We start from the raw sequence: 19686 nt of genomic DNA, 5'->3' as shown, positions 1-19686 counted from the left end.
AGCTGTCGTAACCGAAGCCGACCTATGTGAATAAGTCGGCTTTTTTGTGGCCATGAATTATCCACAGGCCAAATTTCCGATTTGCGACCTTGACGCAACGTCCATCTTAGGTTTTGATTGCAACCATTATCTTTCGAATCGAAACTTAAAAGCCCATGTCGAAACGGAACACGCCTCAACGTCGCCACAATATCCTGGCTTTGCTAAGCGAGCAGGGTGAGGTGAGTGTGGACGCCCTGGCCAAACGCTTCGAGACATCGGAAGTCACCATTCGCAAAGACCTTGCCGCGCTGGAGGCCAATGGCCTGTTGTTGCGGCGCTACGGTGGGGCGGTACCGGTCCCGCAGGAGATGCTGGGTGAACCCGCAGTCCTGGTTTCCGCTTACAAGAAAGCCATCGCCCGCGCAGCGGTAGGCCGCATTCGCGAGCACGCCCGGATCATCATCGACAGCGGCAGCACCACCGCCGCCATGATCCCTGAACTGGGCCGTCAGCCGGGCCTGGTGGTGATGACCAATTCGCTGAACGTAGCCCGCGCCATCAGCGAGCAGGAGCACGAGCCGGTGCTGTTGATGACCGGCGGCACCTGGGACCCGCACTCCGAATCGTTCCAGGGCCAGGTGGCCGAGCAGGTACTACGCTCATACGATTTCGACCAGCTGTTCATTGGCGCCGATGGCATCGACCTCGATCGAGGCACCACCACCTTCAATGAACTGCTGGGCTTGAGCCGGGTCATGGCCGAGGTGGCCCGCGAAGTGATCGTCATGGTCGAGTCCGACAAGGTCGGGCGCAAGATCCCCAATCTCGAGCTGCCATGGGGCAGCGTCACCACCCTTATTACCGACGACCGCCTGCCCATGGCGGCACGCGAACTCATTCAAGCCCGCGGCATCAACCTGATCTGTGCCGCGATCAGCCAGGAGCAATAACCATGTGTGGAATCGTAGGCGCCGTTGCCGAGCGCAACATCACCGCCATCCTTATCGAAGGTCTCAAGCGTCTTGAGTACCGCGGCTACGACAGCGCGGGCCTGGCTGTTTACACCCAGCAGGGTGAGCTGCAGCGTCGCCGCCGCATCGGCAAGGTTGCCGAGCTGGAAGCCGCCAATACCGCCGACCCTCTGGTCGGCCAGCTGGGCATTGCCCACACCCGATGGGCCACCCATGGCGCGCCAACCGAAGGCAATGCACACCCGCATTTCTCCGGTAACGAAGTAGCGGTGGTGCACAACGGCATCATCGAAAATCACGAAGAACTGCGCGAAGAGCTCAAGGCTCTGGGTTACGCGTTTTCCTCGCAGACCGATACCGAGGTCATCGTCCACCTGATTCACCACACGCTCAAAACCATCCCGGACCTGGCCGACGCGCTCAAGGCTGCGGTCAAGCGGCTGCACGGTGCCTACGGCCTGGCGCTGATCAGCGTGAAACAGCCGGACCGCCTGGTTGCAGCACGCAGTGGCAGCCCGCTGGTGATCGGTCTTGGCCATGGTGAGAACTTCCTCGCGTCCGACCAGTTGGCGCTACGCCAGGTCACCGACCGCTTCATGTACCTGGAGGAGGGCGACATCGCTGAGATCCGCCGTGACCAGGTGAAGATCTGGGACCAGGCCGGCAACCCCGTCCAGCGTGAAACCGTTCAGTACCACGAAGGTGCCGAAGCGGCTGACAAGGGTGAGTACCGCCACTTCATGCTCAAGGAGATCCATGAGCAGCCGTCCGTGGTGCAGCGCACCCTGGAAGGTCGCCTGGGCAAGGACCATGTGCTGGTCCAGGCCTTCGGCCCACAGGCCGCCGACCTGTTCGCCAAAGTCCGCAATGTACAGATCGTCGCCTGCGGTACCAGCTACCACGCCGGCATGGTCGCCCGTTACTGGCTGGAGAGCCTGGCCGGCATCCCGTGCCAGGTCGAAGTGGCCAGCGAGTTCCGCTACCGCAAGGTGGTGGTGCAGCCTGACACCCTGTTCGTCTCGATCTCCCAGTCCGGCGAGACCGCCGATACCCTGGCGGCCCTGCGCAACGCCAAGGAGCTAGGCTTCCTCGGCAGCCTGGCGATCTGCAACGTGGGCATCAGCTCGCTGGTGCGCGAGTCCGACCTGACCCTGCTGACCCTGGCCGGCCCGGAAATCGGTGTAGCTTCGACCAAGGCGTTCACCACTCAGCTGGTGTCGCTGATGCTGCTGACCCTGGCCCTGGGCCAAGTGCGCGGTACCCTCGAATCCGGCGTGGAAGCGGAGCTGGTCGAAGAGCTGCGTCGCCTGCCGGCTCGCCTGGGTGAAGCACTGGCCATGGACCGCACTGTCGAGAAGGTCGCCGAGCTGTTTGCCGACAAGCATCACACCCTGTTCCTCGGCCGTGGCGCGCAGTACCCAGTGGCGATGGAAGGTGCGCTCAAGCTCAAAGAGATTTCCTACATCCACGCCGAAGCCTACCCGGCAGGTGAGCTCAAGCACGGCCCGCTGGCGCTTGTGGATAACGACATGCCAGTGGTGACCGTGGCGCCGAACAACGAGCTGCTGGAAAAGCTCAAGTCGAACCTGCAGGAAGTCCGCGCCCGTGGTGGTGAGTTGGTGGTCTTCGCCGACGAGCATGCCGGCATGAGCAACGGCGAAGGCACGCATGTGATCAAGGTCCCGCACATCGCTGATGCGCTGGCGCCGATCCTGTACACCATTCCGCTGCAGTTGCTGTCGTATTACGTGGCGGTGCTCAAGGGGACGGATGTGGATCAGCCGCGTAACTTGGCGAAATCCGTGACTGTGGAATAAGGCAGGTCTGGCACAAAGGGGGTGAGTTTCCTTCTTTCACCCCCCTCTCAAGTCTCCTGGCTATTGACCGCTTCAGCACCTTTGGCTGCAAGCAACAACCGCGCATAGTGCTCCAGGTCGACGTTGCCGCCAGTGAGAATCACCCCGACGCGCTTGCCCTTCAGCCGCTCGCCCAACGAAACCGCCGCCGCTGCCGCCAAGCAGCCGGTGGGCTCGACCAACAGGTTCATGCGCTCAGCCAAAAAAACCATGGCCTGCAGAAGCTCCGCGTCCGACACCGTCACCATGTCGCTCACCCACTGTTGGATCAACGGAAAGGTGATTGACCCCAACGACTGCGACTGTGCGCCGTCGGCCAGGGTCGCGGGGGTGGGGATGGTCACCAGCTTGCCGGAGCGCCAGGACTGCTGGCCGTCATTGCCCGCCTCGGGCTCCACGCCGATGACCTCGCAGCCAGGGCTGCACAGCTGGGCTGCCAAGGCGCAACCGGCAATCAGGCCGCCACCCCCCACTGGTACCAGAAGTACGTCGAGCGGGCCTGTCTCCTCGAACAATTCAAGAGCGGCGGTGCCTTGCCCGGCGATCACGTCCGGGTGATCGAAGGGTGGAATCAGCGTGTAGCCGTTGTCTTGCTGCAACTGGTTGGCGATGGCGAGACGATCTTCGCGGTAGCGGTCATAGCCAATCACGGTGGCGCCGTAGCCTTCGGTGGCGGCGCGTTTCGCGGCGGGGGCATCTTCGGGCATCACGATCACCGCTGGCATGCCCAGATCCCGGGCGGCGAGGGCGACGCCCTGGGCGTGGTTGCCGGATGAGTAGGCCACCACTCCGCGTTGACGGCTGGCCGGGTCGAGCCGCATCAACGCGTTGAGTGCGCCGCGGATCTTGAAGGCGCCCATGCGCTGAAACTGTTCACATTTGAAGAACACCTGTGCGTCCGTTTGGGCGTCGAGGGTGGAGGAAGTGAAGACGGGCGTGCGGTGGACACGGCCCTGCAGGCGGTCGGCGGCGGCCAGCACGTCCTGTGCAGTGGGTAGCGGCTGTTCGGTCATGGCGGTTCCTTGGAACTAAAACCCGTACGGCAGCCAGGGTAGCTGCCGTACGGGTGTTTAGCGAGGCAATGATGCCTCGCGGATCAGTGGGTCGAGGCCGCCACCAACTGGTTGAGGTGGCTGACGCCTCCCATCAAGGTACCGCCCCGGGTCTCGAAACCGATCAGGCCTTTCCAGCCGGTGTACTGGATTGCGTTCACCAGCGCCGGGAAGTCGAGGTTTCCGCGGCCCAGTGGGAAGTGCGAATCGCGGTCACCGTTGTTGTCGCTGAACGACATGCCCACTACGCGATCAGTGAACTTCCAGAAGAATGACAGCGGGTCGCCGCCGTTGACGTAGGCGTGGGACACGTCCAGGAACATGTGCAGGCCCGGTACGGCTTCGAGTACCTGCTCGACCTCATCCTCGGTGGTGCAGATGTAGTAGAACGGGTGAAACCGTGTGTAGTTGCACAGGTTTTCCAGCCAGATTTCGACACCGCGCTCTTTGCCATAGGCCACCAGTTCGCGCAGGTTATCGATAAGCCGGCCGAGGCCTTTTTCCCGCGCTTCCTTGACCAGGCGAGGCTCGACCACGCCGCCGCCATGCACGATCAGCGGTGCACCGCCCAAGGCCGCGCAGACATCGACTTCCTTCTTCACGTAGTCCAGCGCGGCGGCGGCGAGGGCTTCCACATCGCTGCCCAGCGGTGCCTTGAAATTGCCATGGAAGATCGGCTTGACCCCGCTGCTGGCCATCCGCTGGTTAAGCTCGGCCAGGCGTTCGGCGGTAAAGTCCGCCGGGCCTTCGCCCTCCAGGCTGCCGTCGATGTACCAATGGCTATAGCCCTGTTCCACGGCCGATTGCAGGCCGGTCTCGGCGCTCAGGTAGTCCTGCAGGGCACTGGCAGTCATGAATGCGGGCCAGGTATCACGGCTGGCATACATCAGGGTTTCGCTGCTAGGCGTATCGATCACGGATTCCATCGTTCGTCTCTACATTCCGATTGTATTTGTTGAATGTTTCCCAACCATCACCGCTCTCTGTGTGAAATACGGTGGGTATTGGCGGGTTGCTGGAAAATCTTGTGTGCTGACAAGGCCTTGGAGCAACCTATCAATTTGACAGGGTTGAGTCGGCCAGGGCTGCCAAGGTTTTGCCATTGAGCGCGATCGACAAGGCGACGGCGCGCTCCACCCCGATGGTCTGCGCCGGCCCCAAACGGCGTATATCAAGGCCCAGGCGAATCAACAGCTTTTCCACGCCTACCGTGGTGACGGTCACGAAACGCTTCAGGCCGCGCTCGACGCCAAAGTGAATGACCGCGCGGATGGCCACCAGCGACTGCTCGGAGAACGCAAAAGGTCGGCCATTGCGTTGGCAGATCGCGAAACGACTGAGTTCCCAGGTGTCTTCGGCGCGGGGTACCGGGGCGCCCCCCAGCAGTTCGGGGAAGGTGTCGGCCAGCATGTTCGGGCCGGTTGTGGGCAGCAAACGCCAGCAACCTGCGACATCATCGGCGCGGTCCTTGTCCTGGAGAATCATGTAATAAGGGTTCAACGCATCGTAGCCGTCGATCTCCATTCCCGCGATCACGCTAACGTCCCAGGCCTTCTTGTCGCGGAATATCTGCGCGCGCAGCACATGCATCTTTTCCAGGCGGGCGCTATCAAAGTTATTTCTTTTATCGATTGCTATGTTCACGGTCATTACCTCGGAAAGACCGGAATAGTTGTATATCCAGTTCGGATAATTATCAGCCTATCAATCTGATAGGTGTCCGGCGCCGGGGGTGCTTGGGTACAGTTCGGGCCAACTGGAAGGGGGCGAGATGGATGCACAGAGAGGGCTGATCGCACGCGCCGTGGGGGTGCGTCTGGCGCGGGGCGAAAGCCAAGGGGCATTCTGGCAGATGTTTGGTCTCAGCCAGCCGGCGGCTAGCCGGCTGGAGTGTGGTGGCAAAGGCTCGCCCAGCCTGATCGTGTTGCTCAGCCTGTACTTTGCCGGGCGCATCAGCGATGAGGACTTGAACCAGGCGAGGCTGGAGTGATCGCGGCTAGACGTTGAGCAGGTCCAGCTGGATCGCACGGGCGACCGCCAGGCGCCGGGAGTTCACGTTCAGCTTGCGGCGGATGTTCTTGAAGTGGAACTCGACGGTGGGCCCCGAGAGGCTGAGGATTTTGCCAATTTCCCAGGTGGTTTTCTCAGCCCAGGCCCAGTGCAGGATTTCCCGCTCTCGGGTGGTCAAGTGGGGGGCTGGCGTTTTCGCCGGTTGCAGGTGGCGGACAGCGCTGGTGAATGCATAGTCGCGCAGCATGGCCAACTGGCCGATACCGCTGTTGAACAGCTGTTCGTACTCCCGCTCGGGCAGCGCATCGCAGCTCAAGCTGAGCATGCCGACCTGGCCTTGTGGCCCGTGGATCGGCAGCGTTATGCCATGACTGAGCCCTGCCCCTTTGGCTTCCTCGGCAAAAGCCTGTGCGGCTTGGGTACTGTAAAGGGCGCGGTGCCAACGTAGCGGCAGGGACGAAGTGAAACTGTGAGCGACCGTAGGGTCGATGGTGGCGTAGCCCTGGCTGTCGTAGTGGTGGCGCCATTCCCCAGGAAAGGTACTGAGAATGACAGCCTCATCATTGCGCGCCTGTTTGTTGGGCTTCAGGCCATACAGCACCTGGTTGTAGCCGAGCTTACCGGCCGTCCCGACCAGCGATTCGAACCAGGCGCGTTCATCCGGGGCGTTCAGCAGCCCGATGCATTCATCCATGAGCAACATCATTTATTCCAATAGCAAGCTAATCATCAGGGGCGGCGAACATAGAAGGGCTGCACGTTAGCGTCAAGAAGGGGTGCGACCTTCGTCTAATGCGCGCCTCCGGATTCAATTAGGTATTACAAGGAAGATAACGTTGAACGCCGATTTGCAAACTGTTCGAGTCACCCGTGTGGTACAGGAAACCGAGCGCATCCTTTCGTTGGAGCTCTCCCAGGCTGGTGCTGGTTCGCTGGCCGGCTTCGACCCTGGCGCGCATATCGACCTGCACCTGCCCAACGGCCTGGTGCGCAGCTATTCGATCATGAGTGCGCCGGCTGACCTCAGCCGCTACCGTCTAGGCGTGCTGCTGGACCGGCAGAGCAGGGGCGGGTCGTCGTTCATCCACCAGCACCTGCGGGTAGGCGCGCAAATCAAAGTCTCGAAGCCGCGCAACAACTTCCCGGTGGTTAACACCCCCCGGGCGGTATTCATTGCCGGGGGCATCGGCATCACACCCTTGCTCGGCATGGCCACGCAACTTGCTGGCGAGGGCTGCGCGGTCGACATGCTGTATTGCGCGCGTTCGGAAGAAGAAATGGCGTTCCGCCAGGAGCTGGAGGGATTCCCCGGCAAGCTGATGATGCACTTCGACGATCGACAGGGCGGCGCGCCGGACTTGATCGCGTTTCTGCGCAAGTACTCCCCTGATACGCCAGTCTACTGCTGTGGCCCGAGCCCCATGCTCAAAGCGTTGGACACGGCATGTTCGCACCTCGCTTTGCAGAACGTTCACACCGAGAGGTTCGCCGGTGTCGTCACGGTGCCCGCGAATGACCCAGGTTACGAAGTGGTGCTGTCGCGTTCCGGTCGGGCGCTGTTCCATGACGGACGCGGCAGCCTGATCGATACACTGCTTGCGGCAGGCCATCCGGTCTCGTTCAGTTGCCGCGAAGGGGTGTGCGGCTCCTGCGAAACCGTAGTGCTGGAAGGCACGCCCGATCACCGCGACTTCGTGCTAAGCCCAGGTGAGCGGGAAGCCGGTAAGACGATGATGATCTGCGTGTCGGGCTGCAAGTCGTCTCGCCTCGTGCTGGACCTGTAAAGCCGGCCCACCATGCAGGCCGGCATCCGAGCCTGAACGGTGCAGCAATCTGTTACAGTCCGTCGATCAGTGTTCCCAGGAGATGTACAAGGATGTTGCTTCACGAATGGTTCGGTTTTGTCGTCGTCGCCATGCTGGTCACCCTGACTCCAGGCCCTGGGGTGATCATGGCGCTCTCCAATTCGGTGGCTTACGGGCCTCGGCGTGCGATGCTCGGCTCGGTCGGAAACGCCTTCGGCTTGCTGGTGGTCTCGGCTGCCACCAGTGCCGGGCTGGGCGTGTTGCTGCAGGCGTCGGCGACGGCGTTCCTGCTGCTCAAGGTGCTTGGCGCAAGCTACCTGATCTACCTGGGGGTGAAGCAGTGGAGGAGCCGCACCAGTGCATTCGACTCGCTCGACCAACCGGCCCGGCGCGTCTCGACCAACAACAGGCTGATGCTCAACGGTGTAACCGTGGCACTGACCAACCCCAAGGCGATCTTGTTTTTCGCCGCGTTTCTGCCGCAGTTCATCCGCCCCGGCAGTGACTCGAACGTGCAGTTGGGCATTCTGGTACTGACCTTCGCGGCCTGCTCGATCATTTCCCATGCCTTCTATGTAACCCTGGCCCGGATGCTCCGGCGCAAGCTCGCCGCGCCGAACCGTGCGCGGTTGATGAACCGGCTGTTCGGCGCCTCGTTCGTGGCGCTGGGGGCAAGCTTGTTTACGGTGCAGGCCAAGGTTGCCTGACTGACGAGCGTCAGTGGCAAAACCCCTGAGAGGGGTTTTGTCGTTTCTGGTCTGATCGAAACTCAGATCTGCATCGCCATCCCTTCCACATTCATCGCCGCCTGGCGCAACGCCTCGGAGCGGGTCGGGTGTGGGTGGCAGGTAAGGGCGATGTCTTCGGCCGAGGCCGAGAACTCCATCGCTACGCAGAATTCGCCGATCATCTCGCTGACGCTCGGGCCAACCAGGTGCACGCCCAATACTTCATCGGTGTTGGCATCGGCGATGACCTTGGCGAAGCCTTCGGTCTCGTGGTTGATCTTGGCCCGGCTGTTGGCGGTGAAGGGGAACTTGCCGACCTTGTACGCACGGCCCTCGGCCTTGAGCTGTTCTTCTGTCTTGCCGACGCTGGCCAGCTCGGGACGGGTGTAGATCACCCCGGGGATAAGGTTGTAGTTGACCTCATGTGGCTTGCCGGCGATGCGCTCGATGCAGGCCACTGCTTCGTCTTCGGCCTTGTGCGCGAGCATCGGTCCGGAAGTGACGTCGCCAATCACCCAGACACCCGGCACGGAAGTGCGGTGATGTTCGTTGGTGAGCATGCCACGCTTGTCGGTCTGCAGGCCCACACTCTCCAGGTTCAGGCCCTGGGTGAAGGGGCGGCGGCCGATGGCGACCAGCACGTAATCGGCTTGCAGGGTCTCTGCGGCACCGCCGGCTGCGGGTTCCAGGGTCAGGCTCACGCCATCGGCAGAAGCGCTGGCCTGGGTCACCTTGCTGCCGAGCTTGAAGGCCATGCCTTGCTTGGCCAGGGCTTTTTGCAGGGTTTTGGCGGTTTCTTCGTCGGTGCCCGGGCAGATGCGATCGAGGTACTCGATGACAGTGACCTGGCTGCCCAGGCGGCGCCATACCGAGCCCAGCTCCAGGCCGATGACACCGGCGCCGATCACGATCAGGTGCTTGGGTACCTGGGGCAGGGCCAGGGCGCCGGTGGAGTCGATGATGCGCTGGTTATCGATGGTCACGCCTGGCAGTGGCGTGGGCTCCGAGCCGGTGGCGATGACGATGTCCTTGGCCTGCAGCGGGGTTTCGCTGCCATCTTCGGCCTTGACGATGACCTTGCCGGCACCGTCCAGGCGGCCCCAGCCCTTGATCCAGTCGACCTTGTTCTTGCGAAACAGGTATTCGATGCCCTTGGTCAGGCCGGTTACGCTCTCGTCCTTCTGTTTCATCATCTGGGCAAGATTCAGGGTTGGCTTCACTTCGATGCCGAGATGGGCAAACTCCTCGCCGCTGGCGGCCTCGTAAAGCTCGGAGGCATGCAGCAACGCCTTGGATGGCATGCAGCCGACATTCAGGCAAGTGCCGCCCAGGGTCGAGCGGCCTTCCACACAGGCGACACTCAGGCCCAATTGGCCGGCGCGAATCGCCGCGTTGTAGCCGCCGGGGCCGCCGCCGATGATCACCACGTCATAGGATTTCATGAGTTTCTACTCCAGATGAAGAAGCGCGAGAGGGGCATAAGGTTAAGCGGAGCGATTGAAATTGTATACAATCAAGCGCGCGCATAAGATCAGTTGGTTCTAGACCTTGGTCTCGCTTAGCGGAAACTTTGCACGAATGAACTACCCTGATTCGGTGGTGTTCGAAATTTCATGCATCGAGCCCAGAAGGAGGGTCGTCCATGCTTGCGCAACTTCCGCCGGCACTGCAGAGCCTGCATTTGCCACTTCGCCTGAAACTGTGGGACGGCAACCAGTTCGACCTGGGGCCTAGCCCTCAGGTCACCATTCTGGTGAAGGAACCGCAGCTGATCAGCCAGCTGACTCATCCCAGCCTGGACGAACTGGGAACTGCGTTTGTCGAAGGCAAGCTGGAGCTGGAGGGCGATATCGGCGAAGCCATTCGGGTATGCGACGAACTGAGCGAAGCCTTGCTGACTGACGACGACGCCAGCCCTCCGCAGCGTCTGGCCCACGACAAACACACGGACGCCACGTCCATCTCGTATCACTACGATGTTTCCAACGACTTCTATCAACTGTGGCTCGACCAGGACATGGCGTACTCCTGCGCCTACTTCCGTGAGCCCGACAACACCCTCGATCAGGCTCAGCAGGACAAGTTCGACCACCTGTGCCGCAAGCTGCGCCTGCAGGCGGGTGACTATCTGCTCGACGTGGGATGCGGCTGGGGTGGGTTGTCTCGTTTTGCCGCGCGCGAATATGGCGCCAAGGTATTTGGCATCACCTTGAGCAAGGAGCAGCTCAAGTTGGGGCGCCAGCGGGTGAAGGATGAAGGGCTGGCTAAACAGGTCGACCTGCAGATCCTCGATTATCGCGACCTGCCCCAGGACGGGCGATTCGACAAGGTGGTGAGCGTCGGTATGTTCGAGCATGTCGGGCATGCCAACTTGGCGCTTTACTGCCAGAAGCTGTTCGGCGCCGTGCGTGAAGGCGGCCTGGTGATGAACCACGGCATTACCGCCAAGCATATCGACGGCCGACCGGTTGGGCGTGGCGCAGGTGAGTTCATCGATCGCTATGTGTTCCCCAACGGTGAGCTTCCACATTTGTCGATGATCAGTGCAAGCATCTGCGAAGCGGGGCTGGAGGTGGTGGACGTGGAAAGCCTGCGCCTGCATTACGCCAAGACATTGCATCACTGGAGTGAGAATCTGGAGCACCAGCTACACCGGGCAGCGGCCCTGGTGCCGGAAAAAATCTTACGCATCTGGCGCCTGTACCTGGCGGGTTGTGCCTATGCGTTCCAGAAGGGCTGGATCAATCTGCACCAGATTCTTGCTGTGAAGCCCTATGCCGATGGGCATCACGATCTACCCTGGACCCGCGAAGACCTCTACCGCTGACACTCAACCCAGGGCCGCAATCGCGGCCCTGGTCACTTTAGAGGATCGGCGAAATCAACCGCGCTATGCGCATCCCCAGCTGCTGGATACGGTGGGTATCACGGCTATCCTCTGCGGTAATTTCTCTGGCCTGTTCAAAGTCATCGATCAACATCGCCTCGACCTGATCGGCGAACTGTCGGTCGACCGTCAACAGGGTGATTTCGAAGTTGAGCCGGAAGGATCGGTTGTCCAGGTTGGCACTGCCGATGGCACTGACCTCGTCGTCGACCAGCACCACCTTCTGATGCAGGAAGCCTGGCTGGTAGCGGAACATGCGCACACCTGCACGCACGGCCTCGAAGGCGAACAGGCTGGAAGCGGCATAGACGATGCGGTGGTCCGGGCGCGATGGGATCAGAATGCGTACGTCCACACCTCGCAGCACGGCCAGGCGCAAGGCGGCGAACACGGCCTCGTCGGGGATGAAGTAGGGGCTGGTGATCCATACCCGGTGGATGGCGGAGTGGATAGCTTCGATGAAGAACAGCGAGCATGTTTCCTGAGGGTCCGCTGGGCCGCTGGCCAGTGCCTGGCACAACACGCCGTTGTCTGGGTAGGTGTCGGGCAGGATCAACGGTGGCAGCTGGCGCGTTGCCCAGTACCAGTCTTCGGCGAACGACTCCTGCAGGCAGGCCAGCACCGGCCCGCTGATCTGCACATGGGTATCGCGCCAGGGAGAAAGGCGAGGGTGCTCACCCAGGTATTCGTCACCGACGTTGTGGCCGCCGATGAAGCCGGCCATACCATCGACTACGACAATCTTGCGGTGGTTGCGAAAGTTTACCTGGAAGCGATTGAACCAGCCGCGGCGGGTGGCGAAGGCATGGATCTGCACGCCACCGTCGCGCAGTGCCTGGCTGTAGCTTGCGGGCAAAGCGTGGCTGCCGACCCGGTCGTACAGTACGAACACCTGCACGCCCTCGGCGGCTTTGCGCAGCAGCAGTTGCTGTAGCGTCTTGCCCAGGGTGTCGTCATGAATGATGAAAAACTGCACCAGTACCACTTCCCGGGCCTGCTCCATGGCGGCGAAGATCGCGTCGAACGTTGCCTTGCCATTGATCAACAGCTTCACTTGGTTATTGGCCAGGCAAGGCATTCGACCTAGTTTCGGCATCGCCCGTAACGCGGCATAGCTGTCTGATTCGCGGGCAGTGAGCGCTTCCTCTACCCAGGGCCGCCAGTTCAGATTGGCCATTGCCACGTGCATTTCCTGGTTGGCCTGGCGCCGCGCCTGGATGTAGGCATAGAAGGAGCGGGCACCGAAAACCAGGTAAGGGATGAGGGTGAAGTAGGGAATGAAGAACAGCGACATGGCCCAGGCAATCGCACCTTGGGCGGTACGCACGGTGAACACCGCATGCAGTGCGGCGATGATGCCTAGCAGGTGAATGACGCCGAGCACGTAGCCGAAGAAGTAGGGGCTGTGGTAATCCATACGCATCCTGCTTGCCGAATACACAGCGGATAACAGAACACGTTCCACGCCCGCCTTGCAACCTGAAAGCGGATTTGACGTCTAAGCCTGAGCCCGGCCACTTGGCCGGTTTTTTCGAGGAGCGTTCGTCCATGAAGATTCGTCTGCCACTGTTGGCTCTGGCCCTTGGCCTGGGCAGCCCGCTGGTGCATGCGCAGATGTTGCAACCTGGCTTGTGGGAACTGACCACCAGCAATATGCAGGTTGATGGCAAACCGTTGCCTGATATGCAGTTCATGCTCGGCCAGCTGAAGAACTTGCCGCCGGAGCAACGGGCGATGATGGAAGGGGTGCTGGCCAAGCAGGGCGTTACGATCGGCGGCAATGGTGTGCGTTCATGCCTGACGCCGGAGCAGGTGAAGACCAATGATATTCCGCTGCAAGACCCTAAGTCCGGTTGCACGCAAAAGATCACCGACCGCACCGGCAATGTCTGGAAGTTCCAGTTCAGCTGCCCGAAGGCTCAAGGCACCGGTCAGGCAACCTTCTTCAGCGACAAGGAATTCACCACCCAGGTAAACGGCACATTCAATGCGTCGGGTGTGCAGCAGCAGGGCAGCATGAACACCCGCGCCGTCTGGCTGGGCAACGACTGTGGAACGGTCAAGCCTCGGACTTGAAATTCACCATTGCCACTGACTGCTGGCGACCGCGTCGTGGGCATGCAGGCTTTCTGCATGTTCCACGCGCAGCTTGAAGGCAGTGCTCCAATCCAACTGTCGCAGCGACTTATGCAGTCGTCGTGCGGCGTCTTCACAGAACATCAGGTTCTGGCCATTGGCCAAAGCGAACGCTTGCTCGTCGGCGCGTTTTACGGCTGTCTGAACTGCGGTACCCAAGCTCATCTCGATCGAGTCGATGAGTGCGGTTGCTGGAAGACTCTCAAGATTGTCGCGCAAGCGAACATGGACTTTGGCCATGCTGCGTTGACTGTGTGGCGTGGCAACAATGCCCTGGCTGCTGCTCAACCAGCTCAGGATTTCCTCGCGACTCGGGTTGCGCTGGGCAAAGTCTGTCTGAAACTGTTTTTGAATCAACTGCCTGGCTAGCGCTGCCGAGCATGGGCAAGTGGATGAATAGGGAACGCGTACAGATAGTTCCACGTGGAACATTTCATTTTCAATCTTCGCATCGAGAGTGACCGCGTAGCTTTTCCAACCTGCTAACGGGCTGATTAGAGCCGGTCGTTTGAGCAAGTGCTCGAAACTCAGCCGCAGATAGGCAGCATTGGACAGTCCCTCGTGGCTGACGAGAAAATCTGCAAGCAAACGACGGATTGCCAACGGGGTCAGCGCTTCATGCTCAAGGCGCTCCAGGGAGAGGTAGAGTCGCGACATGTGAATACCACGTGACGTGCCATCCACAAGGCTCACCCCGGCATCGGCCATCGCTGCCACCCTGTGCCCTTCGAACTGTACGGGCAATGCGATACCGCGCATGCCAACCCAATCGAGGGGCGTCGTTTGCTGTTGTGCCTGTGCGGCGATGTCGGGGAGCGTCAGATCAGTCATGGGTGATACCAGGCATAAGGTGTGTCAGCGGCATCCGCCGACCAGGCTGCAATGCAGATTGAAACGTTGACCGCTTGAGCTGGAAACGCGGTTCAACGTGGTCCAGCCAACGCGTCGGCTATACCCAACCCAGGCTTCACCATCGCTGGCGAGGCCTGTGAAAAACGTCAGCGTGCCGTAGCGGCTGTTGGTTTGCGCCCAGAGTCGGCGCGACGCAGTGTCGAAGCCGCGCAGGTAAAGATGGCTGCCCTCTGTCCGCACACTGTAATAACTGCCGTTGCCATCCTTGCAGGCAAGCAGTGTCGCGCTACGTGTGCACAACGCGAGCGTGTTGCTCAACGGCATCGCCAGCGTCGGAAAAGGCGCAGTGAGCAGCAGCAACGCAGCTGCACGTAACAGGTTCATTTTCATTCCCCGAGAAAATCTTCCGACGAGTACGGCTTGGCGAAATTGTATTGTTACTTTATAACATTATGCAATGCATCGTTTCGAATGCGTCCGCCTGTAGAGGTTTCGCCATGTCCAATCGTCTTCCCGTCACCGTGCTCTCCGGCTTCCTGGGCGCCGGCAAAAGCACCTTGCTCAACCATGTGCTGCGTAATCGCTACAACCTTCGGGTCGCCGTGATCGTCAATGACATGAGTGAAATCAACATCGATGCCAGTGAGGTCCAACGCAACGTCAGCCTCAACCGCGCCGAAGAAAAACTGGTGGAGATGAGCAACGGCTGCATCTGCTGCACACTGCGCGAAGACCTGCTGGAAGAAGTCGCAAGGCTGGCCGAGGAAGGCCGCTTCGATTATCTGCTGATCGAGTCCACCGGCATTTCCGAGCCGTTGCCGGTCGCCGAGACGTTCACCTTCCGAGATGAGCAGGGCCGCAGCCTGTCCGACATGGCCCGGCTGGACACCATGGTGACGGTGGTCGATGGCCTGAACTTCATGCGCGATTACCAGGCTGCCGACAGCCTGGCGAGCCGCGGCGAAACCCTGGGCGAGGAAGACGAGCGTTCAATCAGTGACCTGTTGATCGAACAGGTCGAGTTCGCCGATGTGCTGTTGCTGAGCAAGATCGACCTGATCAGCCAGCATGAGCGCGAGGAGCTCATCGCCATCTTGCGCAGCCTCAATGCCCGGGCGCAGATCGTGCCCATGGTCATGGGCCAGGTGCCGCTGGCGCGGATCCTCGACACCGGTTTGTTCGACTTCGAACAGGCCGCGCAGGCACCGGGCTGGTTGCAGGAACTGCGAGGGGAACACGTTCCGGAAACCGAGGAGTACGGCATTGCCGCGTCTACGTGGGAAGCTCGCAGGCCGCTGCACCCACAGCGGTTCTTCGACTTTATCCACAAGCCTTGGAGCAACGGCCGCTTGTTGCGCTCGAAAGGTTTCTTCTGGCTGGCCAGCAAATACCAGGAGGCCGGCAGCTGGTCGCAGGCAGGCGGCATGATGCGCCATGGGCTGGCCGGGCGCTGGTGGCGGTTCGTGCCGCGTGAGCACTGGCCACAGGATGAGCAGAGCACACAGGACATCCTCAAGTATTGGGTAGCCGAAAGCGGAGACTGCCGTCAGGAACTGGTATTCATCGGCCAGAACATCGACTTCGCCAGGTTATCCACAGCGTTGGATGACTGCTTGTTGACCGATGAAGAGATGGCACTGGGTCACATGGAATGGCTGCACCTACCTGACCCATTCGGCCCCTGGCATGCAGAGGAAGCAGCATGAAGCCTTTGCTTCAGCCTGTGGATATCCGTCAGATTCACGGTGAATCACCACGGGTTTTAACGGAAATTTTTAACGATGGCGTCAATATGGCCGCCTGGCAGCGCCGTCTGCCTGTTCAGATCGAAGATTTCGCCGCGCTGCTGGTTGGCCTGGGCCAACCCCTGGAGGACCTGCGTGTGTTCGATGTGAATGAGCATGAAACCCCGCTGCTCCCGCACCTGTTGGCCGAGGCAGCGGAACTGCAGGGCTACGAAAGCTTCGTCGCAGATGTGCGCTGGCTGGTGTCCGCCTTCACCTGCCTGCTCGGAGCGCGGCGAGTGGGGCTGCGGTTGCGGGTTCTGCAAGGCGCCATGTGTCCTCGCTTCCATGTGGATAACGTCCCCGTGCGGCTGCTGACCAGCTATGTGGGTCCAGGCAGTGAATGGCTCGAAGAGGACGCGATCGAGCGGCGTGGATTACATCTCGCTCAGGCGCCTGTGGATAACATCAAGCGCCTGCAACCTGGGGATGTAGCTGTGCTCAAGGGCGAAAAATGGCTGGGCAACGAAGGGGCCGGCCTGATCCATCGCTCGCCGCCTAGCCAGGAGCGGCGCCTGCTGCTCAGCCTTGACTGGCTGGCTTGACGGGGCATAGTGGGGTGAATTACGTACCGAAGTGATCGCATGCTGCAGAACATCCCCACTCACGTCATCGCCGGGCCTTTGGGGGCCGGTAAAACCAGCGTCATCCGTCAGTTGATGGCCCAGCGTCCGGCGGGCGAGCGTTGGGCTGTGTTGGTCAATGAGTTTGGTCAGGTTGGCCTGGACGCGGCGTTGATGAGTCGTGACGAGGACGGTATAGCCATTGCGGAGGTGGCGGGGGGATGCCTGTGCTGCGTGAATGGCACCCCCTTCCAGGTCGGGCTCGGGCGACTGCTGCGCAAGGCTCGCCCCGACAGGTTGTTCATCGAGCCTTCGGGCCTTGGCCATCCCGTGCAGCTGCTGAACCAACTGCGCCAGGCTCCCTGGGTTGGAGTACTGGCGGTGCAGCCGCTGGTAATGGTTTTGGACGCTCAGTCGCTGGCGCGGGGGGAGCCTTTACCTGAGGCCCAACGACGGGCGCTGGAAGCTGCTTCGCTGCTGATCTTCAACAAAAGCGAGGCTGTTGATGAAAAACATAGGTTGTTGATAAATAAGGAATTTCCAGCAATAGCTAGTGTATGGACACAGCAGGGGCTGTTAGCAATTTCCCGCCTCCCGATGTCATCCACAGATGGTTTATCGCGATTATCTGTGGATAAATCTTTCATCGATATTCCGTCCACAGCCTCTGGCGCCCTGTGGACAGATACTCGCCAGCCCATCTTTCACGTCAACGAAGGTGAGGGGAGTTGGAGCATCGGTTGGCGCTGGCATCCGAGCCAACAATTCAATCCGCAGGCGCTGCGTGAAATGCTCGAAATGTTCCACTGGCGGCGGGCCAAGGGAGTTATCCACAGCACCGAAGGTTGGCAGTCCTTCAATGGTCTGAATGGCAACTTGCCTGATTGGCTAGCTAGCGACTGGCGCAAGGATACGCGCATCGAACTGATCTTCGATCAGCCGCAATCCCTGCAGTCGCTACAGGCCGAACTGGATCGATGCCGAGTAACGTGATCAGTTGCGCCAGCGATTGTGCTCCTGGCGCCACTGCTGCATCTCGATGACGTTGCCGGTGCGGGGCGGCGTATTGATCTCGAACGGGTAGGGCGCCAGCTCGATCTGCATGCTGTGGGCGCCGAACTGAGTCACGGTACCTGGATGGCGCTGTTCGCCGGTCACGGTGAACTCGAAGGCATACACCCGTGCCAGCCGCTTCCTGCCATTGGCATCACGGATAAAGCCGATGCGCTTGAGCGCGACGGCATCGTCGAGCAGCTCCAGGTCGAGTTTGGCGCAGTGCTGTTTGACCCGCGCCAGGGCCTTCTCGCGCAGCCCATGGTTGTGCCATAACCAAGCGCCTGCCGTGGCCAACAGCATCAGGACTAAGAGGTTCTCCAGGGTCAACATTTACGTATGCTCCAAACAGGTCGATCCAGCTTAACTGTGTCCCTGGTCTGTCGTACAGGTGGCAATCAAGTTCATACTGCGCGACGCACAATCCTTGAAACAGCTTTGGAAAACGCCCGCATGAAACGTACCCCGCACCTGCTCGCCATTCAGTCCCACGTGGTGTTCGGCCACGCTGGCAACAGCGCCGCGGTGTTCCCCATGCAACGGATCGGGGTCAATGTCTGGCCACTTAATACCGTGCAGTTCTCCAATCACACTCAGTATGGCCAGTGGGCGGGCGAAGTGCTTGCTCCAGCGCAAATTCCTGCGTTGGTGGAAGGCATTTCCAATATCGGCGAACTGGGCCACTGCGATGCGGTGCTGTCCGGCTACCTGGGCAGCGCCGAGCAGGGCCGGGCGATCCTGGCGGGCGTCGAGCGTATCAAGGCGGTGAATCCGAAGGCGTTGTATCTGTGCGACCCGGTCATGGGCCACGCCGAGAAGGGTTGTATCGTGCCGCAGGAGGTCAGTGAGTTCCTGTTGGAGGAGGCCGCTGCACGGGCGGACATTCTGTGCCCCAACCAGTTGGAACTGGACAGCTTTTGTGGCCGGCGGGCGCAGTCACTGGAGGACTGCGTGGGCATGGCCCGTGGTCTGCTGGAGCGTGGCCCGCAAGTGGTGCTGGTGAAGCACTTGGCCTATCCGGGGCGAGCCGAGGACATGTTCGAGATGTTGCTGGTCACCCGTGACCAGAGCTGGCACTTGCGCCGCCCATTGCTGGCCTTCCCGCGCCAGCCGGTCGGGGTGGGTGACTTGACCTCGGGGCTGTTCCTCGCCCGCGTGCTGCTGGGAGACAGCTGGTTGCAGGCATTCGAGTACACCGCGGCAGCCGTGCATGAGGTGCTGCTGGAAACCCAGGCCTGCACCAGCTACGAGCTGCAGCTGGTGCGGGCACAGGATCGTATCGCTCACCCGCGCGTGCGCTTCGAGGCGCAGCGCCTGGCGTTTTAAACGGCGTCGGTCTTCAAGTCCTGGTAGCGCTTTTCCAGCTCCTGACGGATTTGCCGGCGCTGCTGGCCCTGGAGGAAGCGGCGCTTCTCTTCGCTGGACAGCGGCTGGCGCGGCGGCACCGGGACTGGACGGCGGTTATCGTCGACCGCGACCATGGTGAAGAAACAGCTGTTGGAATGGCGCACCGAGCGCTCGCGGATGTTCTCGGTAACCACCTTGATGCCCACCTCCATGGAGGTGTTGCCGGTGTAGTTGACCGAAGCCAGGAACGTCACCAGCTCGCCGACGTGCACCGGCTCGCGGAAGATCACCTGGTCGACCGACAGGGTCACCACATAGCTGCCGGCATAACGGCTGGCGCACGCATAGGCCACTTCATCGAGATACTTGAGCAAGGTGCCGCCATGTACGTTGCCAGAGAAGTTGGCCATGTCCGGGGTCATCAGGACGGTCATGCTCAACTGGGCGTTTCCAGGTTCCATAGTGTGCTCACGGTGGGGTTGCGCTGAATCGGGGCGGGTATCTGAAGACACTTCTGTTTCCCCTCTTGAAGTTTTGCCTTCCTGGTACGGGACGTTGGCTGACGCTCCAGCGTCACGCCGATCTTGCCATCAGCGGTGGTTAACCGGCCGATCTGTTTCTACATATTGCACCGCCTTTTTGCGGCGGGGTGCGATGTTA

General features: G+C 60.8%; 21 protein-coding genes. 11 read left to right on the top strand and 10 right to left on the bottom strand.

What is annotated here, in order from left to right; all coding sequences use genetic code 11:
- Nucleotides 1–155: 155 nt before the first annotated feature.
- Complete coding sequence (locus tag ACIQUF_RS13860) at nt 156–932, top strand: DeoR/GlpR family DNA-binding transcription regulator (RefSeq protein ID WP_403132258.1); 777 nt, start codon at nt 156–158, stop codon at nt 930–932.
- A 2-nt stretch (nt 933–934) separates the two neighbouring features.
- Nucleotides 935–2770: a glutamine--fructose-6-phosphate transaminase (isomerizing) gene (gene glmS / locus ACIQUF_RS13855; protein ID WP_403132255.1), complete on the top strand. Its 1836-nt coding sequence runs from the start codon at nt 935–937 to the stop codon at nt 2768–2770.
- Nucleotides 2771–2817: 47 nt separating this feature from the next.
- Here the strand turns inward: glmS and ACIQUF_RS13850 are convergent, their stop codons facing one another.
- From ACIQUF_RS13850 to ACIQUF_RS13840, 3 genes are all read right to left on the bottom strand, one after another.
- Nucleotides 2818–3822 carry a threo-3-hydroxy-L-aspartate ammonia-lyase gene (locus tag ACIQUF_RS13850; RefSeq protein ID WP_403132253.1) on the bottom strand — a complete coding sequence of 335 codons (1005 nt, stop codon included), beginning with the start codon at nt 3820–3822 and terminating at the stop codon, nt 2818–2820.
- A gap of 83 nt (nt 3823–3905) precedes the next feature.
- Nucleotides 3906–4787, bottom strand: a complete 882-nt coding sequence (locus tag ACIQUF_RS13845) for a sugar phosphate isomerase/epimerase family protein (protein WP_403132250.1) — start codon at nt 4785–4787, stop codon at nt 3906–3908.
- A 130-nt stretch (nt 4788–4917) separates the two neighbouring features.
- On the bottom strand, nt 4918–5505 hold the full coding sequence (locus ACIQUF_RS13840) for an acyl-homoserine-lactone synthase (protein ID WP_403132247.1): 588 nt from the start codon (nt 5503–5505) through the stop codon (nt 4918–4920).
- A 127-nt stretch (nt 5506–5632) separates the two neighbouring features.
- Here ACIQUF_RS13840 and ACIQUF_RS13835 point away from each other — a divergent pair, with 127 nt between their 5' ends.
- Nucleotides 5633–5851, top strand: coding sequence for a hypothetical protein (locus ACIQUF_RS13835; protein ID WP_403132245.1), 219 nt, complete (start codon nt 5633–5635; stop codon nt 5849–5851).
- A gap of 6 nt (nt 5852–5857) precedes the next feature.
- Here ACIQUF_RS13835 and ACIQUF_RS13830 read toward each other — a convergent pair whose 3' ends face one another.
- Nucleotides 5858–6565 carry an autoinducer binding domain-containing protein gene (locus tag ACIQUF_RS13830; RefSeq protein ID WP_403132243.1) on the bottom strand — a complete coding sequence of 236 codons (708 nt, stop codon included), beginning with the start codon at nt 6563–6565 and terminating at the stop codon, nt 5858–5860.
- 142 nt (nt 6566–6707) lie between these two features.
- Here ACIQUF_RS13830 and ACIQUF_RS13825 point away from each other — a divergent pair, with 142 nt between their 5' ends.
- Nucleotides 6708–7655 carry a PDR/VanB family oxidoreductase gene (locus ACIQUF_RS13825; protein ID WP_403132241.1) on the top strand — a complete coding sequence of 316 codons (948 nt, stop codon included), beginning with the start codon at nt 6708–6710 and terminating at the stop codon, nt 7653–7655.
- A gap of 92 nt (nt 7656–7747) precedes the next feature.
- The gene (locus ACIQUF_RS13820) at nt 7748–8383 is read left to right on the top strand and encodes a LysE family translocator (protein WP_403132238.1); all 636 of its coding nucleotides are present in this window, start codon (nt 7748–7750) and stop codon (nt 8381–8383) included.
- A 62-nt stretch (nt 8384–8445) separates the two neighbouring features.
- On the opposite strand, the gene lpdA is transcribed toward ACIQUF_RS13820, so the two are convergent.
- Entirely contained in the window at nt 8446–9846 is a 1401-nt protein-coding gene (gene lpdA, locus ACIQUF_RS13815) for a dihydrolipoyl dehydrogenase (RefSeq protein ID WP_403132236.1), read from the bottom strand.
- Nucleotides 9847–10046: 200 nt separating this feature from the next.
- Here lpdA and cfaB point away from each other — a divergent pair, with 200 nt between their 5' ends.
- Nucleotides 10047–11231 carry a C17 cyclopropane fatty acid synthase CfaB gene (gene cfaB / locus ACIQUF_RS13810; RefSeq protein WP_403132234.1) on the top strand — a complete coding sequence of 395 codons (1185 nt, stop codon included), beginning with the start codon at nt 10047–10049 and terminating at the stop codon, nt 11229–11231.
- Nucleotides 11232–11268: 37 nt separating this feature from the next.
- Here cfaB and cls read toward each other — a convergent pair whose 3' ends face one another.
- Nucleotides 11269–12708, bottom strand: a complete 1440-nt coding sequence (gene cls / locus ACIQUF_RS13805) for a cardiolipin synthase (protein ID WP_403132232.1) — start codon at nt 12706–12708, stop codon at nt 11269–11271.
- Nucleotides 12709–12839: 131 nt separating this feature from the next.
- On the opposite strand from cls, the gene ACIQUF_RS13800 reads away from it, so the two are divergent.
- On the top strand, nt 12840–13367 hold the full coding sequence (locus tag ACIQUF_RS13800) for a DUF3617 domain-containing protein (RefSeq protein WP_403132230.1): 528 nt from the start codon (nt 12840–12842) through the stop codon (nt 13365–13367).
- A 3-nt stretch (nt 13368–13370) separates the two neighbouring features.
- Here the strand turns inward: ACIQUF_RS13800 and folE2 are convergent, their stop codons facing one another.
- Both folE2 and ACIQUF_RS13790 read right to left on the bottom strand, forming a co-directional pair.
- The gene (gene folE2, locus ACIQUF_RS13795; protein ID WP_403132229.1) at nt 13371–14258 is read right to left on the bottom strand and encodes a GTP cyclohydrolase FolE2; all 888 of its coding nucleotides are present in this window, start codon (nt 14256–14258) and stop codon (nt 13371–13373) included.
- 24 nt (nt 14259–14282) lie between these two features.
- Nucleotides 14283–14663, bottom strand: a complete 381-nt coding sequence (locus ACIQUF_RS13790) for a glutamine synthetase (protein WP_403132523.1) — start codon at nt 14661–14663, stop codon at nt 14283–14285.
- Between the two features lie 113 nt (nt 14664–14776).
- On the opposite strand from ACIQUF_RS13790, the gene zigA reads away from it, so the two are divergent.
- Genes zigA through ACIQUF_RS13775 form a run of 3 tightly spaced genes read left to right on the top strand, consistent with a single transcriptional unit; the run spans nt 14777 to nt 17619 of the window.
- Nucleotides 14777–15985 carry a zinc metallochaperone GTPase ZigA gene (gene zigA, locus ACIQUF_RS13785; RefSeq protein WP_403132227.1) on the top strand — a complete coding sequence of 403 codons (1209 nt, stop codon included), beginning with the start codon at nt 14777–14779 and terminating at the stop codon, nt 15983–15985.
- Nucleotides 15982–16608, top strand: coding sequence for a DUF1826 domain-containing protein (locus tag ACIQUF_RS13780; RefSeq protein WP_403132225.1), 627 nt, complete (start codon nt 15982–15984; stop codon nt 16606–16608). Before zigA ends, ACIQUF_RS13780 begins: the two co-directional genes overlap by 4 nt.
- Nucleotides 16609–16647: 39 nt before the next feature.
- A complete protein-coding gene (locus ACIQUF_RS13775) occupies nt 16648–17619 on the top strand; it encodes a CobW family GTP-binding protein (RefSeq protein ID WP_403132223.1) in 972 nt (323 codons plus the stop codon).
- Here the strand turns inward: ACIQUF_RS13775 and ACIQUF_RS13770 are convergent, their stop codons facing one another.
- The gene (locus tag ACIQUF_RS13770; protein WP_403132220.1) at nt 17620–18012 is read right to left on the bottom strand and encodes a DUF3301 domain-containing protein; all 393 of its coding nucleotides are present in this window, start codon (nt 18010–18012) and stop codon (nt 17620–17622) included. It abuts the gene before it with no gap.
- Nucleotides 18013–18132: 120 nt separating this feature from the next.
- On the opposite strand from ACIQUF_RS13770, the gene pdxY reads away from it, so the two are divergent.
- On the top strand, nt 18133–19005 hold the full coding sequence (pdxY, locus tag ACIQUF_RS13765; RefSeq protein ID WP_403132217.1) for a pyridoxal kinase PdxY: 873 nt from the start codon (nt 18133–18135) through the stop codon (nt 19003–19005).
- Here pdxY and ACIQUF_RS13760 read toward each other — a convergent pair.
- Complete coding sequence (locus ACIQUF_RS13760) at nt 19002–19487, bottom strand: acyl-CoA thioesterase (protein WP_403132215.1); 486 nt, start codon at nt 19485–19487, stop codon at nt 19002–19004. The genes pdxY and ACIQUF_RS13760 overlap by 4 nt on opposite strands.
- Nucleotides 19488–19686: the final 199 nt, after the last annotated feature.

This window comes from Pseudomonas sp. NPDC090233 (assembly GCF_044772285.1).
GTDB lineage: Bacteria > Pseudomonadota > Gammaproteobacteria > Pseudomonadales > Pseudomonadaceae > Aquipseudomonas.
This window is presented reverse-complemented; position numbering and strand designations above follow the sequence as displayed.